The following is a 16,221-nucleotide window of genomic DNA, read 5'->3' as shown; positions in this document are numbered from 1 at the left end:
AGTAAGATTTCCCTTGCCGCTTCAAATCAGCAACGTCACAAAATCCTTCTTCTCCCCGTCCCACTTAAACGCCTTTAAACCGCAGATGTTCTTCTTTATCACAGAGACAACTATCTGTATCGCATCAGGAAATTCTGGCTCTCCGAAAACTGTCTGCGCCTCTTTGTCGGTTTCTGAGAAGTATGCGTCGCAGTCTATGTGCGAGTGGTAGAAGGCGATGACATCTTCGCCGTTATTTTTAGCTTCAGCAAATATCTTTTTAGCCTCAACCCTGTCAATATCGTAAGCCATCTTTGCATCCCTCAGATGCCCATCCGGATCGCCGGCATGAAGTTTGTTCTGGATGTTCCCGCACCTGTGAAGTGTCTGCAGATCGCCTTTGCCTGTAATGATGCCGCAGCATTCATCAGGATAAGATTCAACAGCATGCTTGTATATCCCGTCAATGATCTCTTTGGTTATCTTCATAGTAATTACAATAATTAATGAATCAAAATATTACAATCTGTATAATTTAAACAGGGAGGGGGAATATGATAGTCAGGAACGAGGACATAAAAGAGATCATCGCTGAAATACCTGAAGGCCACAGGCATATCAGGACAACATTAAAATTCAAAGACGGGATCGAATACACCTTTCAGGAAGCAGCGATAGCAGGCATTGTAAGGGCTTTCATTAATATAAAAACTCATCCCGCGAGAAAGAAGGCCCATTTAGTTAACAGACATTTGCTGGAGAGAAAAGACGGCTATGCCGAGTGGCAGCTGCTGGAAGAAAAATAAATGGGCGGCACAAGGCGCTCAGATTAAGACTTTCTCTTCAGCAAAGTCAGAAAGAATATCCCGATACTGACAAGCACTATCGTCGGGCCTGATGGTGAGTTGAAGTGAACAGATGCCATGAGGCCGGCGATGCCTGATATTACCCCGAATGTTATAGATAGCCCGAATAACTGCCTCATGTTCGTTGCGAGGTTCTTTGCGGATGCGGCAGGCACGATGAGGAGCGATGTCACAAGGATGATGCCGACTATCTTCAGGCTGACGGTAACTACAAGGGCTATGACAAAGAAGAGCAGGTACTCAAAGAACCTGACCTTTGTGCCTTCTACCCTGGCAATGTCCTTGTTGAACGCTATCTGAAGAAGAGGTTTCATAAAAATGACGAGCGTTGAGAGGACTATTACGCCGACCGCTGAAAGCAGGAGAAGGTCGTTGTTGCTGATAGTAAGTATGTCGCCAAAGAGAAAACCGAACAGGTCGCCCCTGTAACCGTCTAACATCCCGATTATCAGCATCCCTGATGCGATAGCTGCGGAAAAACCTATCCCGATGGCTGTATCATTGGACAGTGTAGTCTTTTCTGAAAGATAAGCGATAAGGAAAGCTATAAGGATCGCCACTGCAACAGATGAGATCGAGAAGTCGATATCAAGCAGCATTCCTGCGGCGATTCCGGCAAAGGCGGCATGTGCGATGGCGTCAGAGAAGAATGCCATCCTGCGCATGACGACAAAGCAGCCTGCGTATGAGCATAGGATGCCCACTACCACAGAAGCGATCAACGCCCTCTGCATGAACGGGTATGTCAGTATATCGCTAATTATGTTCATGGCAGCTGTGTATATAACCTCCCATCATCACGCCGTATACGCTCTTTATGACCTCATCCGTAAGCGCGTCCGCAGGCCTGCCGGTGCATATCAGCTTTCTGTTCATGCAGAGCACATTATCGGCAAAGCGGTAAACGATGTTAAGGTCATGGGATATCATTATGACGGTCACGCCCTGCTCTTTATTCAGCCTGTTCACAAGGTCATAGAACTTCTCCTGCCCGTCGATATCCACCCCTGAGGCAGGCTCATCAAGAAAGAGTATCTCAGGATTATTCGCCATCGCCTTGGCGATCATGACCCTTTGAAGCTCGCCGCCGGAAAGGCTCCCTATCTTTCTTTGAGAGAGATCCTGCGCCCCGACCTTTCTGAGAAGTGTGTCCGTGTTCTTCTTCTCTTTGCGTTTTTTGTATAAGGAGAAAGAAAACATCGGAGAGACGGTCAATCCCAGCAGTTCTGACACTGTAAGCGGAAATGTCCTGTCAAACTCAAGCATCTGCGGAACATAACCGACCCTGCCGTTGAAGCTCCTGCCCTTTAATATCTCACCGAATAAAGAGGCTGAACCTGCCGCGATCGGCATAAGGCCGAGGATAGCCTTAACAAGCGTTGTCTTTCCTGCGCCGTTAGGGCCGATAATGGCAACAATGCTGCCCTTTTCAATAGAGAAGGTTATATTCTCTATGAGATGATGGCCGTTTACCTTTACACAGAGATTCTCTACAGACAATATGCTCATTTAGAATTCCCTTTTGAGACGCCGTAATGTTGATCAAAGGCCATCTTCATCACAAGCAGGTTAGCCCTTGTCTTTTCCTCATACCATCCTGCAGAAAGATCGCCTGCCTCCATGGTATCAAGATTGTATATCTTCACATCAAGCTCCTTTGCTATCATCATCACCGATTTGGGCTGCGGCCCTGGTTCGGAAAATATCGCCTTGATGCCCGCAACTCTGATCCTTCCCATTATATCTTTTATATGTCCCGGAGCGGGTATCTTGTCAGGCGACTCCATTATAACCCCGGCCTGCCTGAGCCCGTAATCTCTCGCAAAATACAGAAACGCGGAATGCAAAGAGACAAAATCTTTTTTGGCCCAGCCTGAAGCAGCGCTGCTTATCTCTTCATCAAGAAGTTTTAATTTGGCGATATACTCATCAGCGTTTTTCCTGTATGCCTTGCCGTTATCAGGATCAGCCTTTATCAGCGCATCCGCAATGTTTTTCACCTGGATGACCGCGTTCTTCGGAGATAACCAGATGTGCGGGTCATTGTTGATGATGTCAACTCCAATGCTTGTGTCTATGGCTTTTAAGCCGCCTGCGCCGGCAAGATCGATCATACTGTCAAGCCAGTTCTCAAGGCCGGCCCCGTTCTTTATTAATATCCCGGCGTCCGCAACCCTCTTTACATCATTAGGTTTGAAAGAATATTCATGCGGCCCGACGCCTGAAGGAAGCAGGTTCTCGACATCGGCAAGGTTCCCGACTATGTTTTTTGTAAATGAATAAAGCGGCGGAATGGTTGTAATTATCCTGAGCCTCTTTTCTTTCATCACAGCCTTGTCAGCAGGTTTCTGGCAGGCTGTGATAGTTATAAGCAAGATAATAAGTAGCGGTAAAATCGATATCTTGGCGGCCTTCATTGAAAAAATTATAACATAACAGCAGGCAGTCCAAATCTGAGATATTCAAATTAGCGGTCATAATAATTAATTTCTTAAAATTTAGTTGAAAAAAATAAGCTTATGTAAGATAATTATTGAAATTTATATATTCAATCAATAGCTGTTTATTTTAAAAATATCAAAAGGAGGAACGAAATGAACAAATCAAGAATCGGTTTTATTGTTGTTCTGGCTTTTATTCTGTCTGTATCTTTAGTTTGTATCCCGCATGTATTCGCAGCTTCTGTCAACTTAAGCATTGACGGTGGAAACGGTGATATTGATGTTGATGATGAAGGAGGTTATAGCTCGGAAAATGAACTTTCCTGGGACGGCCGGAGTCATACCTCCACAACATCACTGGCTGTATATGACGCTATCTCAGAGGATATTGATAATGTAGAGTCAGATATCTATAAAGGCAACTCAGGGGATGACCGTCAAGGTACATTTGCTAATGACCAGAGCGGCATTCAGGCATACAGCGCGCCGGTCGCAGGCATGCCTTCATGCGTCGGTGATGTCGCAGCAGACGATGGAGGTGACCCCACTATTCCTGTGAGTTTTGTCGGAGGCAACACCGGGCTCACCGTAGAGCAGTTCGTATTTGCAGGCGCGAATGATCCATTTGCCATTCACGTGTACAGGATAATCAATAATACCGAAACAACAAAAGACATCAAAGTGGCACACTTTAATGATTTTGATGTGGATGACGGAAGTTCTGATGATGATCAAGGCTATGACGCGGCAAATAAGCTTACTTGGATATGGGATGACTCAGGTTATATGGCAGGCTCAGCCCTTCTTAGAAGAACTGTTTCCAACTGGTTTCTTGAAGACTGCTGTACCCTGACGTGGGGTAATTATGCTGACCAGCTTGGCTTTTTTACTGACGATCCTGATTTTAACGGCAACAAGTTCGCCGGGCCTGATGACCTTGAGGTTGATATCGCCACAAATGTCGGGATACTCGCCCCGGGCCAGTCTGCCATAGTGGCATTTGCTACAGCTGCAGCGTCCGGCGGCACGAGCGCTGATGCGCTTGCCGACCTCCAGGATACGATTGCGGCAGCCAACGCCTGTTTCAATCAACTATATCCGCTAGCAGCAACTGTCAATACCATCCAGGGCGGAGGGAGCGGATGTTTCATAGCAACAGCGGCATACGGGAGCTACTTTGAGCCGCATGTAGAGGTACTCAGGGACTTCAGGGACAACATTCTTCTGACTAACAAGCTTGGCAAGGTATTTGTTAATTTCTATTACAGTACATCACCTCCGATAGCCGATTATATAGCCAGGCATGAGAGCCTGAAGATGGCGACAAGGTGGGTTCTTACACCGCTCGTATACGGCATCAAGTATCCCGGTGTTGCTGTTATGACATTGTTAGGCCTGGTATTGGTTCCAGTGATGAGGAGAAAGAAGACCGCAAAGAAGGTATTGCCGCTTCTGCTTCTCTCTCTTCTTGTCTTTGCTCCAATTGCAAATGCCTTTGACGCTCATATAATCAACCCGAAGGTTGGTGAGGAGAGGTTTGTAAATATTGAATCCACAGAAACAATCGCTCAGGGAAAGACAAGGCTGGGAGTATTCCTTGATTATGCCCAGGATCCTGTAGGCAGCACTAACGATATCAAGCTCTCAGATCACCAGTTTGTGGCAACTGCTGCTGCGGGTTACGGCCTTTCAGATGGCCTTCAGGTCAGCATAAGCGTTCCGTATCTCTTTGACCAGAAAGGAAAGAAGATAGACGGCACGTCAGATGCGTCATCCGCTGAGTTCGGGGATGTGGCATTGTCAGGCAAATACCGCATTGCTGATAATAAGAGCAACCGGCTCGGCCTTGGTTTTGCCGTATCTCCTTATCTGGTCATTGACACAGGCGCTTCAGACGACTGGTTTGGAAGCGGCACATTCTATGGAGGCGCAAGGCTTATTGTTGATAAAGAGATAGACAGCGCGACAAGGGCTGCTTTCAATATCGGCTATCAGATAAAGGAGACTGAAGTCCTTACTGCTACTCAGGAGATAGGGGATACCGTCAGTTACGGGCTCGGCATCTCTCATGACATTAATAATGACCTCTTCATAACAGGAGAGGCGTATGTGAGTACGCCGGCTTCTGACGCATTCAATGCGGATCTGACCCCGATGGAAGGGGATCTTTCACTGGGCTACAATGTAATGCCTGATGTTCAGCTTATCATAGGAGCTGGAGCGGGTTCTGAAGGGATCGGCGCTCCGAACTGGCGCATCCTTACCGGCGTCAGGGCTGCTCTTTAGTCTCTTCCTCTAACCGCATCTCTAAACACCTGAGGGCTGATCGCAAGGTCAGCCCTCTTTTTTTGCTTAATATCGCTGTTGCGCATCATAAATCAGCTTTGACTTTTAGAGCATTATTTCTGTATCTTACAATGTCATGATCGATCTGCATACCCACACACTCTTAAGCGACGGTGTGCTCCTGCCTTCAGAGCTCATCCAGAGGGCATACAGCTTCGGATACAGGGCTATCGCCTTGACAGATCATGTTGACAGTTCAAATATGGATTTCGTCATACCGAGAATATCTGCAGCGGTTAAAGACATGGCTGCGCACTTTAATATAAAGGTCCTCGCCGGGGCAGAGATAACTCATGTGCCGCCTGCAATGATCGGCAGGATGGTCGAAAGGGCAAGAGGGCTCGGGGCTCAGATAGTCATAGTACATGGCGAAACGATAGTGGAACCCGTAATTGCTGGAACTAACGCGGCAGGGATTGAGGCAGGCGCTGATATAATTTCACACCCCGGATTAATATCAATTGATGACGCCAGAAAGGCAAAAGAGAACGGCGTTGCGCTTGAGATAACAGCAAGAAAGGGGCACAGCCTCTCAAACGGCCATGTCGCGAGAACCGCGTCAAAGGCAGGCGCGAAATTGGTTATAAATACCGACAGCCACGCACCCGATGACCTGATCACCAAAGGATTTGCATGGAAGGTCCTGCGTTCAGCGGGGATTGATGAAGAAGACATAGATAAAGTCTTTAATAATTCAGAAGAGTTGATAAAAAAATACAGTTAAGCCCTTTCGGGCTTTGCAATACCGGAGGATAATAAATGCCTAAAGCAATAAAGAAAAGGGTCGTTAAAAAAACCGGCCTTGATGATACAGATGTCAAGACCCTGGCCGCTAACACATTGGAGAATATCACTGGCCTGATAAGAGACAAAAAGAAAGAGGCTACAATTGCCGGTTCAGTTATCGGATTAATAGTTGTAATATCAGTTACCTTTCTGATATATAATTCGTCGATCGAAAAAAAGGCGCGTTCAATTGAAAGGGATGCAAATAAAATTACTTACTCCGGCCAGCCCGGCGCCGCGGGAGAAGATAATGTGAAAAGGGCGCTTGGCCTGTACCAAAGCTCGGTCGATACAAAAATCACTCCTACAGCCCTATTCTCGCTTGGGAACTCATATTACAAACTCGGTGATTATGAAAACGCCATAAAGGAATACAACCGTTTTATCAGCAAGTTCAGCAAGGAAGCTGAGCTGCTCCCGCTTGTATATCAAAAACTTGCATCTGCCTGTGCAAGAACCGGCAAAAATGCTGAAGCTCTTGACGCACTGCACAAGCTTGCCGGCCTGAACAACGGGATCTTTAAAGACACCGCTCTTGTACTCGAAGCAAGGCACTACGCGGCTGCGGGGAATAACGATATGGCGCTTGCAAAGTATGAAGAGATTGCAAAAGCATTCCCGTCCTCGCCATGGAACGCAGAAGCAGCGGCAAAGATCGCTGATAAAAATAAGCCGTTAGCGACTGGCACGGAAGAGAAGGCTCCCGAAGTTAGCCCGGTTGGCGGGAAGTAAAGGCGCCTGAACAGGCTCTGTTACGAACTAAAGACTTTTACACTTGCCAAGAGGTTTTAAATAAACTACCTTGCCGGCCTTGATCTGCTCCGCCCTGTTTACCGGAACAAGGATATCTCTGCCTGCAACGATCACGGCATTCTTTCCAAGCGAGTTTATATCGATTATCGCCTGTACCGATGAATGAAACATCTTTGCTATCTTTCCCAAAGTATCACCGGCTGCCACCCTGTAGACCCGCACATAGAAGAGTTCATCGTCAGTAGCCTCGGCGATCCTGCCCAGAAATGACTCTTTTGTTCCTGCAGGGATCCTCAGTGTATATTCAGACACATTCAGGGGAGTACACCAGGATTTCAGCTCCGGGTTCAGGTCTTTTATATCTTCAACACCGGCTCCTGTGAAGTCGGCAACCGTGCTCAGATCCATCGAAGCCTTTATCACAACCTCGTCATACCTTAAAGGTTCAGCATGGTCGATGCTGTCAAAACCATATTTTTCAGGATATGTGGCTATCGCCGCCGCTGCCACAAATGAAGGGATAAACCTCTTTGTCTCTTCTGTAATATACCCTGTACCCCTCATCTTCCAGTAATCATCGTCTTTGTTTTGTTTTATAGCCATACCTATCTTGCCTTCCCCTGCGTTATAGGCTGCCAGCGCAAGGTTCCATGAGCCGAACTTGTCATACATGTCAGAAAGGTATTCAGAAGCTGCGACCGTGGACTTCACCGGGTCACGCCTCTCATCAACCCATGAATCTATCTTCAACCCGTACCTTCTGGCTGTGGAAGGGATAAACTGCCATATCCCTGAAGCGCTCTTGTCTGAAGAAGCATGGTTTATGTAGCCGCTCTCGATCAATGGAAGAAATGCGAGTTCTGCAGGCATACCCTTTTCAATGAAGACGGCAGACATATCTTTGATATACCTGCTCGCAAGGCCGAGGCTCTTGCTGAAAGATCTTTTCTTGTCAGAATAAAACATGATACTGCCCTGGACAACTTTATTGAACCCGAATCTTTCAAAGAGCTTATTGATCTCAGATTCCTTCAGTTCTGAATATTCCCGGATAGCCTGCGATGAAATATTCACGTCAGCCGGCTCCGTCAGCGCATCAGGTGTCATTAATGATGATGAAGCCTCAATGACCGACAGTTCTTTATTCATATTAATATCCGCAGCCGCATCAGAAGAGGCAAACGCCTTACCAGGCATCAAATGAAGCACAGCAGCTCCTGCCAATAGCAATATATATATATATATGTATCCGGTTTTAGTCATCTTTTAAATTAATACAGAATAAAGGTGTCTTTGTCAAGGTTAAACTGCATAATGGGTTTTCCCATTTATGGGCAAAAAAGAGGAATATCTTGAAAAAACCTTTTAAAATCGAGGGGTAATTATTTTTTTGAAGGAACTACATAATAAGGTCGCGCTTCACGGTAATATCCACCATCTGCTTCATCCCGTCAATATAGACACGCATGGCCTGGTTCCTCTTTGATGAGAGGAACGCCTCAATTAACTGCTCCTTCCCTTCCTTTACGGAATTGAGCATATTCATCTCATCAGTTGTAAGCTCAGCCGTCTCCTCGATCAGGCGGTTCATTTTATTAACAATGATGTCATTCCTGTATTCTGCCTCAAATGACTGCGGGCTCATGCGGTTCTGGCTGAGTATCCTTTCATAAAGAGCGGGGTCAAAGGCGCCGTTCTTTTGAAAATATGATGTATTGATGATCTCATTCTTAAGCTCTTCGTCAGATACATCTATGCCCGCTCTTTTAGCGGTTACCAGAAGCACCTTTCTGTCTATCATTGAAGAGAGGACGCTCTCCTTAAGATCAAGCGCGTTAAGCTCTTCTTCGGTCTTATAAACTTCCTTCATCCTCCTGTACGTATCATTATATTTATCCCAATATTCATTGATCATTATCCTTTCGCCTTCAATTGTCGCCAGAACACCTGATTGATCGTTGGACTTGGGCCCGATACCCCAGAAGAGAAATGATATAGTGATAATAAAAATAACCCCGCCGAGAATAACCATACTGAAGAACTTGCTGCTGTGCATCGCTTTAAGCATATTAAACCTCTATGTTTAGGATAGTAAGATAATAAGAACAAGATAATATAGCCTACTTGCGCTCTAAAGGGCAAGCAAATGAAACCCTCTTTTCCCTTTCAGAAAGCCTGAAGTTGAGCGGCTGGTATCACAAGATGTGATGCCACACATATCAGGGTTGTCTTTGACGCGATTCGGCAATTAATGTCGCCTACTAACACAACGAGCCGCAAGATCATTGGTTTTGGAAAAGAGGAATAATTAACTGACCTATCTGCCAGCCATCATGTTCTTTTGCTCTTCCGCCCTGCATTATTAAAACTTTTTATCCATCATTGCTAATGCAAGAAATGCCTGGGATATTGAGGTTATTTCTTCCTTGCTTAGTTTTTTCTTATTCTTATTCTCAACGATATAATCATAAAGCTTGTCATCTGTAATACAATGAACATTCTTTGTCGTGCCCCATTTTGCCTCGACATACGCGGAAGTGAATGCCATTACAGGCTGAATGAATGGATTCAAATTACTTAAGGTATCAGCCTTTGCCTTTACTGACATAACGGTTCGCAGCAAGTTTCTAACCGCAGGTTTGTCAACAGGCTTTTCATTAAGCAGAAGTTCTCCATTGCCGTCTGCTTTAACAACCCCACGCCAGTTTTTTGTATCAATGATATACACTCCGGAGGGACCAACAACAACATGGTCTAAATTGCCAAAAGAGGTTGATAGGTCATGGATTGCGTGGTAATCATCAGGAAAGTTGTTTATGACATCTGCAACCTTGCTTTCACCATCAAACCCTTTTCTGTATGCTATTCGTTCTTTTTCCATGGCATCAATCTTTCTATAAACATAGATAGATAGCCCAATAGAAAACATTGCAAGCACTATTGATATCGGCAGGTATTCATGATTGCTTATGTTATAACCTACAACAAAGCCACAAAAGGCCACTGACATTATCAGTATTACTATCATATCTAAACGTTTCTCAACCGCAACATCAGAAACATACCTTCCGGATTTTCCTAACACCTTCGCCATTTAAAATCTCCTAAATTCAAATAAGAAAAATTATACTATGCTTCTATATTTTCATCTCCTACATGCAACCTTGAGGGGCAACAAAAGTTGGGAAGTGCTATACAGCGGCTTTAAGCATTTTAACTTTTGGAGATTTTTGTGACGATATCCTTAGATCACAAGCTTTGCCTTTTGGTGTCAGGATTCATCGGGCTACTTTTGATTATTTCCATAGACCTCAGCCAGTATCTTGCCTGCGCCTTTTGAAAGGAGGTTTTCAGCGAGAAGAAGGCCGAGTGATTCCGCTTCTTCAGGCCTGCCGCTGATAGTATCTTTTATTATGGTCTCTCCTGAAAGGCTCCCTACAAGTCCGGTCAAGACAAGCTTCTCGCTGCTCTCAAGTACCGCGTGTCCTGCGATAGGAACCTGGCATCCGCCCTCAAGCTTCTTGAGGAACGCCCTCTCAGCTTTCACACAGACTGAGGTTTCAGGATGGTCAAGCTTCTTGAGCATATCATTTATAAACACATCATTAATCCTGCACTCTATGCCGACAGCGCCTTGTGCTATTGCGGGGAGGCTGACATTAATATCTATCCTCTCGGTTATCCTGTCAGAGTAGCCAAGCCTCTTGACCCCGGCTGTTGCAAGTATGATAGCGTCAAACTGGCCCTCATCAAGCTTTCTTATCCTTGTGTCAACATTGCCGCGAAGCTGGGTTATCCTGAGGTCAGGCCTGATGCTCAATAGCTGGCACATCCTTCTGAGGCTGCTCGTGCCTACATGTGCTCCTTGCGGGAGATCATTAATGCTCTTGATCCCCTTCCTGGCTAACAATGCGTCCCTCGGATCCTCCCTCTTGCAGATCGCTGCCAGATGCAGGCTCTCAGGCAGTTCGGTCGGAACGTCCTTCATGCTGTGCACGGCAAGGTCTGCCGATCCGTCAAGAAGCGCCTCCTCTATCTCTTTGACAAAGAGCCCCTTTCCGCCGACCTGCGCAAGCGGCACATCAAGGATGATGTCTCCTGTCGTCTTTATCTTGTTGAGAGTCACCGTTATATCTTTGTTTAATTCCTGAAGCTGCGACTTTATCCACTCGGCCTGCCATAGGGCAAGCATGCTGCCGCGTGTAGCGATTGTAATATTACGATTGGTCATTATCTTTCTCCCCTTCAAGGTCAAATAATCTTCTTATAACGTCAACGATAAGCTCTTTATCATCTTCTGCTGATTTCAGCGCGGCTGTCGGGCCATGAATTATTTTATTTACTATTGAGCTGGCAAGATGCTCTATCGTCCTGGTCTGCGACTCTCCGAGAGGGCCTAACTTCTTAAGCGCCTTCTCAAGCTCATCATTTTTTATAGCCTCTGCCTTCTCTCTCAGGGCAACGATCGTTGGGACTGAGGTTAAAGACGCCTGCCACTTCATGAAGGTCTCGACCTCTGATTCAACGATCTCCGCAGCCTTTTCAGCCTCTATCTTTCTTCCATCGGCGTTAACATCAATAATACCCTGAAGGTCATCAGTATTATAAAGGTATACGTTATCAAGGTGTTCGATCTCCGGGTCAATATTCCTCGGAACGGATATATCTATTATAAAGACCGGCTTCTGTTTGCGCTTCTTCATCGTCATGTGCATCTCTTCTTTCATCAGTATATAGTTGGGCGCGCCTGTTGAGCATATAACGATATCCGTATCTTTTAATTCCTGCAATAAGGATTCAAACCTGACCGTCCTGCCCTGAAATTCCTTTGCAAGCTCTTCAGCCCTCTCATGTGTGCGGTTTGACACGATAACATCTTTTACGCCGTTATTAATAAGATGCCTGGCTGCAAGCTCTGCCATCTCTCCGGCGCCGATAAGCATAATCGCCTTTGTGGTCAGGTCGCCGAATATTTTTTTGGCAAGCTCCACTGCGGCATAGCTGATATTCACTGCGCCCTTTCCAATGCCGGTCTCTGTCCTTGTCCGTTTTGCGACAGAGACCGTCTTTTTCATCAGCTTATTAAGGAGTGTGCCGGTGGATTTGCACTTTAACGAAAAGTCATACGCATCCTTTATCTGGCCTAATATCTGAGGCTCTCCCAGTACCATTGAGTCAAGGCCTGACGCGACCCTGAAGATATGCCTTACCGCGTCACGCCCGTGATAAATAAAAAGAGACTTATCAAGCGCCTCCCTCGGTACCTTGTGAAAATCAGAAAGGAATTTTTTGATGTTCTCGATCCCTGATGCTATGTCCTTCACCGCTGCGTACATCTCAACACGGTTGCATGTCGAGAGGATAACGCTCTCATCTGTTATCTTTGACGCCTTGAGGATATTGACCGCCTCCTGAAGCTTGCCGCCGTCAAACGCGAACTTCTCCCTGACTTCAATAGGCGCTGTTTTGTGATTAAGGCCTACAACGATAATATTCATTGAATTAGTGATCTTTAATGAGGTTCTTACTCAAAGACGTGAATCCCCTTCAAGAGCAGGGCAACCCCCAAAAATGTAAATATGACCAAAAGGAATCCGGCTATGGAAAGAATGGCGGCCTTCTTGCCTCTCCATCCGACGGTCAGCCTTAAATGAAGCACAAGCGCATAGATGAGCCATGTTATCAGGGACCAGACCTCTTTAGGGTCCCACCGCCAATATGTCCCCCATACGGATTTGGCCCATATGGCGCCTGTTATCATTGCAAGCGTCAGAAGAGGGAATCCGAGAGTTATGAGATGATAGTTGACCTCATCAAGCGACTGAAGGTTTGGAAGCCTCTGAAAGAGTCCTCCCAGGTGTTTGTGTTTCACAAACCGTTCCTGTATAAGGTACATAATGCCGATGCCGCATGCCATGGCAAACGCCGCGTCGCCAAGAAAAGCAAGCGCGACGTGAAAACCGAACCAATAACTCTTAAGCACAGGGCTTAGCTCTGTTATCTCCCTCGGGAATACAGATGATGAGAGCATGAAGATAAGCACTATCGGCATTATAAAAGAGCTTAGAAGGCCGAGCTTGTAGCGGTATTCATGAAAGAAGAAGAGGAGCAGGATGCACCATGCTAAAAACGAAGTGGATTCATGCAGATTGGTAGCAGGCAGATGCCCGCCCTGAATATACCTGACCACGATATTGCCAGTATGTAAAACAAACCCCATCAGTGCAAAATATAATGTCGCCTTCGATGTTGTCTTTATCTTCCTGAAGAGCTCTATTACGCCGGCAATTGTGGCAAGAGAATAAAAGGTAAGGGCTAATTCAAAAAGCAGGACATTCGTTTCCATATTAATGAAAGGTTCTCCTTAAAAACAGCCGAGTTCGCATTCGCGTATCTTGATCTTAAGTCTGTTTGCGGCATCTCCGGCCTCAAGGTAAGTTGCAGCCATCTCTTCAGCAATCTTCCTTATGGAATGGCATGTTATTACTCTATTCACAGAGGCTTCTTTAATGCGTGCCTCCAGCAACTCTCTCTTTGATAAAGGAGATGAGCTCATCAAATTCCCCCTTTTTTCCGATCAGATCTATACTGAAGACCCTGACATCCTCCCGCATGGGGATAGGAGGGTCAAAATGCATGACATCCTTGCCGCAGTTATAAACTAAAACATCAGCCCTGCCGGCAACTTTAAGGGCTGATGGTTTTACTTCGCCATCTTGTGCAATTATGAATATTACCAGATGGGGATTCAAAAAATCCACAGGACTGTTGCCTTCCACAATGACCCCTTTCAGGCCTTTCATCCTCTGAAGCGCCTCGTCTAAAACCTCTCCAAGCCCGTCTTCCCCGGGACTTTTTATCCAGAGCACCCTTTCCGCGCCTGCGCCATACATGATTGCGGTATCCTTCCCATCCTGCTTCAGAACATCTTCATCATCTATCAGCGATGTGTACAAAGGCGTTCGGGTGAACTTTATAGCCCCAAATCCTTTAAGCTCCTTTAACAGCATGGCGCACAAAGTCGTCTTTCCCACGCTGCTGTGCGCTCCTGTGACAGAGATTATTATAAACGGGTTGTCATTATCCATAAGCATTCAGCAATTATAGCTCAAATAGAACAATGGTGTTAAAGACTGCAACTTGTCTCCTGTCAATTTGTTATAATTGACTTTGAAAGTTTTATTCTGTTACTTTATTTCTTCATTTTTCCATAAACGGCGGTGTAGCCCAGTCGGTTAGAGCATACGGCTCATATCCGTAGTGTCGCTGGTTCGAGTCCAGCCACCGCCACCATATTTTTACCAGACGTTACGAGTTCATCACTCTTGTTATCTATCACTTCCGCGCTAATGTTCGTGCTAATCTTTTCAATTATACTGTCAATCTATAACTTGACAATTGTAAAGTTATATTTGATTATATATATATAACTTTTTATCTATTAAATAGCGTTTTATAATCACAGGAGGGAATCATGGCAAAATCAATAAAAGACACCCCCGTCTTGTATGGAAAAGATGCTGAACGTTTTGCAAAAAATATAAAAGCAAATGAATCAAAGCGCATATCCAAATCAGAATATGATAAAGCAATGGCAAGTTACAATAAAATCCTTAAAAACGCCAAGCTTTAATCTCTACTCTTGTCTGATTTTCAACTTAATCGCATAGAACCTGATACAGAACGAAAACCGTTTGATTGCGACCACAACGACTTAAAAGAATTTTTCCTTGAGGACTCCAAGAACTACACACGTCAATTATTAGCTGTCACTTATGCATTAGAGAGTGAAGATAAAACAATAGCCTATTTCAGCGTGTTAAACGATAGCATAAAAAAAGGTGACACCACAAAAAGCAGACTTAAGAAAATCCTGAGAACAATCCCCTTTATAAAAAGAGGCCATAAGAGCCAACCGGCAGTAAAAGTGGGGCGTTTTGCTGTTGCAAAAACCCATCAAAGAAATGGGATTGGAACAGATTTAATGAATTTCATAAAAATTTATTTCACAACTAAAAACAAAACAGGTTGTAGATTTATAACTGTAGATGCTTATAGAGCTGCCATTCCATTTTACAAGAAAAATGGTTTTGATTTTTTAACTACCGCTGATGAAAATGATGATGAACGACAGATGTATTTTGATTTAATAACTTTTATTAGAGAGAAAGAATAATTATTTGCCAGATATGGCACTATTAATAATCCCCAGAATACGTGAAAAAGTCAACAGAAATAACGGGGTTGTTTTAGAAACATAATTAGTTCGAGGCTGCCACCGCTACCAATATTTATCAGGTGTTACAAGTAGATCACCCTCATTAGTGTAATTTTCTATTATATTATTTTTGCCTTATCGCACTTTGCTGTTTCCTCAATAGGTTGAATATAGTATTTTTATTTTATTAACAAGTTATACACATGAAAACAATTTAAAAATCAAGCTGTTGTCGGATAGTGGCGTAATACTTGACATATGCTATATATTGTGGTTTAATTATTTGCAGTTTCAGGCATATTGCAGTAGATTTATTCAGGAAAGTTTAAAACAATAAAAAGGCGGATAAAGTGGTGACACACTTCATCCGCCAGTCCCAAATAAAAAGGATGTGTGTATGTAACAAAAAAGGAAGATGATAACAGTATTTTTATAAACAGTTTTGTAAATTGGTTACATGTTAATGCTTGGAAAAGTAAATAGGCTGTATTAATTGTTAGATTATAACAAGACTACGAGATACATCATGCAATTACTAATTGGTTTACTGATTGTTCTTGTGCCATTCACATCAATAGCTTGGGATGGATACGACTATGATAAAGGATCATTTGTCGAAATAGGCAAGGGTAATCTTGTTCGAGAAGGAGAAGAAATTGAAATATATGATTATGGAACAGGCGAGTTCAAAAACGTGGAAGTTCAGTCTATAACAGATAATGGGTCTGGTGCTGAAGTTGAAGTATATGACAACGATACGGGGGAATCCCGAACGCTTGATATGGATTAAGAGTAGAGTTATGCAATCTAACAAACGGGTAACATTTCTTGA

Annotated in this window: 18 protein-coding genes and 1 tRNA gene; 8 read left to right on the top strand and 11 right to left on the bottom strand. The window is 44.5% G+C overall.

The window, feature by feature from the left end; genetic code table 11:
* Positions 1 to 21 precede the first annotated feature (21 nt).
* Positions 22 to 468: a M67 family metallopeptidase gene (locus HY807_04645; protein ID MBI4825691.1), complete on the bottom strand. Its 447-nt coding sequence runs from the start codon at positions 466 to 468 to the stop codon at positions 22 to 24.
* Between the two features lie 65 nt (positions 469 to 533).
* On the opposite strand from HY807_04645, the gene HY807_04640 reads away from it, so the two are divergent.
* Positions 534 to 785: a hypothetical protein gene (locus HY807_04640; GenBank protein ID MBI4825690.1), complete on the top strand. Its 252-nt coding sequence runs from the start codon at positions 534 to 536 to the stop codon at positions 783 to 785.
* A gap of 23 nt (positions 786 to 808) precedes the next feature.
* Here the strand turns inward: HY807_04640 and HY807_04635 are convergent, their stop codons facing one another.
* Genes HY807_04635 through HY807_04625 form a run of 3 tightly spaced genes read right to left on the bottom strand, consistent with a single transcriptional unit; the run spans position 809 to position 3,220 of the window.
* Positions 809 to 1,615 carry a metal ABC transporter permease gene (locus HY807_04635; GenBank protein ID MBI4825689.1) on the bottom strand — a complete coding sequence of 269 codons (807 nt, stop codon included), beginning with the start codon at positions 1,613 to 1,615 and terminating at the stop codon, positions 809 to 811.
* On the bottom strand, positions 1,602 to 2,354 hold the full coding sequence (locus HY807_04630; protein MBI4825688.1) for a metal ABC transporter ATP-binding protein: 753 nt from the start codon (positions 2,352 to 2,354) through the stop codon (positions 1,602 to 1,604). Before HY807_04630 ends, HY807_04635 begins: the two co-directional genes overlap by 14 nt.
* Positions 2,351 to 3,220 (bottom strand): zinc ABC transporter substrate-binding protein, encoded by an 870-nt coding sequence (locus HY807_04625; protein ID MBI4825687.1) that lies wholly within the window; start codon positions 3,218 to 3,220, stop codon positions 2,351 to 2,353. The genes HY807_04630 and HY807_04625 overlap by 4 nt, the downstream gene beginning before the upstream one ends.
* A 219-nt stretch (positions 3,221 to 3,439) precedes the next feature.
* Here HY807_04625 and HY807_04620 point away from each other — a divergent pair, with 219 nt between their 5' ends.
* The 3 genes from HY807_04620 (at position 3,440) to HY807_04610 (ending at position 7,150) form a co-directional block, all read left to right on the top strand.
* Positions 3,440 to 5,572: a hypothetical protein gene (locus HY807_04620; GenBank protein ID MBI4825686.1), complete on the top strand. Its 2,133-nt coding sequence runs from the start codon at positions 3,440 to 3,442 to the stop codon at positions 5,570 to 5,572.
* A 136-nt stretch (positions 5,573 to 5,708) separates the two neighbouring features.
* Complete coding sequence (locus HY807_04615; protein MBI4825685.1) at positions 5,709 to 6,356, top strand: histidinol phosphate phosphatase domain-containing protein; 648 nt, start codon at positions 5,709 to 5,711, stop codon at positions 6,354 to 6,356.
* A gap of 35 nt (positions 6,357 to 6,391) precedes the next feature.
* Positions 6,392 to 7,150, top strand: coding sequence for a tetratricopeptide repeat protein (locus tag HY807_04610; GenBank protein ID MBI4825684.1), 759 nt, complete (start codon positions 6,392 to 6,394; stop codon positions 7,148 to 7,150).
* A gap of 27 nt (positions 7,151 to 7,177) precedes the next feature.
* Here HY807_04610 and HY807_04605 read toward each other — a convergent pair whose 3' ends face one another.
* The 7 genes from HY807_04605 to HY807_04575 form a co-directional block, all read right to left on the bottom strand.
* On the bottom strand, positions 7,178 to 8,320 hold the full coding sequence (locus HY807_04605) for a transglycosylase SLT domain-containing protein (GenBank protein MBI4825683.1): 1,143 nt from the start codon (positions 8,318 to 8,320) through the stop codon (positions 7,178 to 7,180).
* 250 nt (positions 8,321 to 8,570) lie between these two features.
* Complete coding sequence (locus HY807_04600) at positions 8,571 to 9,239, bottom strand: SurA N-terminal domain-containing protein (protein ID MBI4825682.1); 669 nt, start codon at positions 9,237 to 9,239, stop codon at positions 8,571 to 8,573.
* 294 nt (positions 9,240 to 9,533) lie between these two features.
* Entirely contained in the window at positions 9,534 to 10,265 is a 732-nt protein-coding gene (locus tag HY807_04595; GenBank protein ID MBI4825681.1) for an NERD domain-containing protein, read from the bottom strand.
* A 192-nt stretch (positions 10,266 to 10,457) separates the two neighbouring features.
* Positions 10,458 to 11,402, bottom strand: coding sequence for a hydroxymethylbilane synthase (gene hemC / locus HY807_04590; GenBank protein MBI4825680.1), 945 nt, complete (start codon positions 11,400 to 11,402; stop codon positions 10,458 to 10,460).
* Positions 11,389 to 12,669, bottom strand: coding sequence for a glutamyl-tRNA reductase (locus HY807_04585; GenBank protein MBI4825679.1), 1,281 nt, complete (start codon positions 12,667 to 12,669; stop codon positions 11,389 to 11,391). Before HY807_04585 ends, hemC begins: the two co-directional genes overlap by 14 nt.
* Positions 12,670 to 12,695: 26 nt before the next feature.
* Positions 12,696 to 13,517 (bottom strand): c-type cytochrome biogenesis protein CcsB, encoded by an 822-nt coding sequence (gene ccsB, locus HY807_04580; GenBank protein ID MBI4825678.1) that lies wholly within the window; start codon positions 13,515 to 13,517, stop codon positions 12,696 to 12,698.
* 160 nt (positions 13,518 to 13,677) lie between these two features.
* A complete protein-coding gene (locus HY807_04575; protein ID MBI4825677.1) occupies positions 13,678 to 14,265 on the bottom strand; it encodes a hypothetical protein in 588 nt (195 codons plus the stop codon).
* Positions 14,266 to 14,387: 122 nt separating this feature from the next.
* Between HY807_04575 and HY807_04570 the strand changes: the two genes are divergently transcribed.
* The 4 genes from HY807_04570 (at position 14,388) to HY807_04555 (ending at position 16,179) form a co-directional block, all read left to right on the top strand.
* Positions 14,388 to 14,464 (top strand) — tRNA-Met (locus HY807_04570).
* A 181-nt stretch (positions 14,465 to 14,645) separates the two neighbouring features.
* A complete protein-coding gene (locus HY807_04565; GenBank protein ID MBI4825676.1) occupies positions 14,646 to 14,804 on the top strand; it encodes a hypothetical protein in 159 nt (52 codons plus the stop codon).
* Positions 14,805 to 14,813: 9 nt separating this feature from the next.
* Positions 14,814 to 15,347 (top strand): GNAT family N-acetyltransferase, encoded by a 534-nt coding sequence (locus HY807_04560; protein MBI4825675.1) that lies wholly within the window; start codon positions 14,814 to 14,816, stop codon positions 15,345 to 15,347.
* Positions 15,348 to 15,915: 568 nt separating this feature from the next.
* Positions 15,916 to 16,179, top strand: a complete 264-nt coding sequence (locus tag HY807_04555; GenBank protein MBI4825674.1) for a DUF5334 family protein — start codon at positions 15,916 to 15,918, stop codon at positions 16,177 to 16,179.
* Positions 16,180 to 16,221: the final 42 nt, after the last annotated feature.

Source organism: Nitrospirota bacterium, assembly GCA_016207885.1.
In the GTDB taxonomy this organism is placed as follows: Bacteria; Nitrospirota; Thermodesulfovibrionia; order UBA6902; family UBA6902; genus JACQZG01.
The sequence above is the reverse complement of the archived record's forward strand: the minus strand, read 5'-3'. Positions and strand labels throughout refer to the sequence as shown.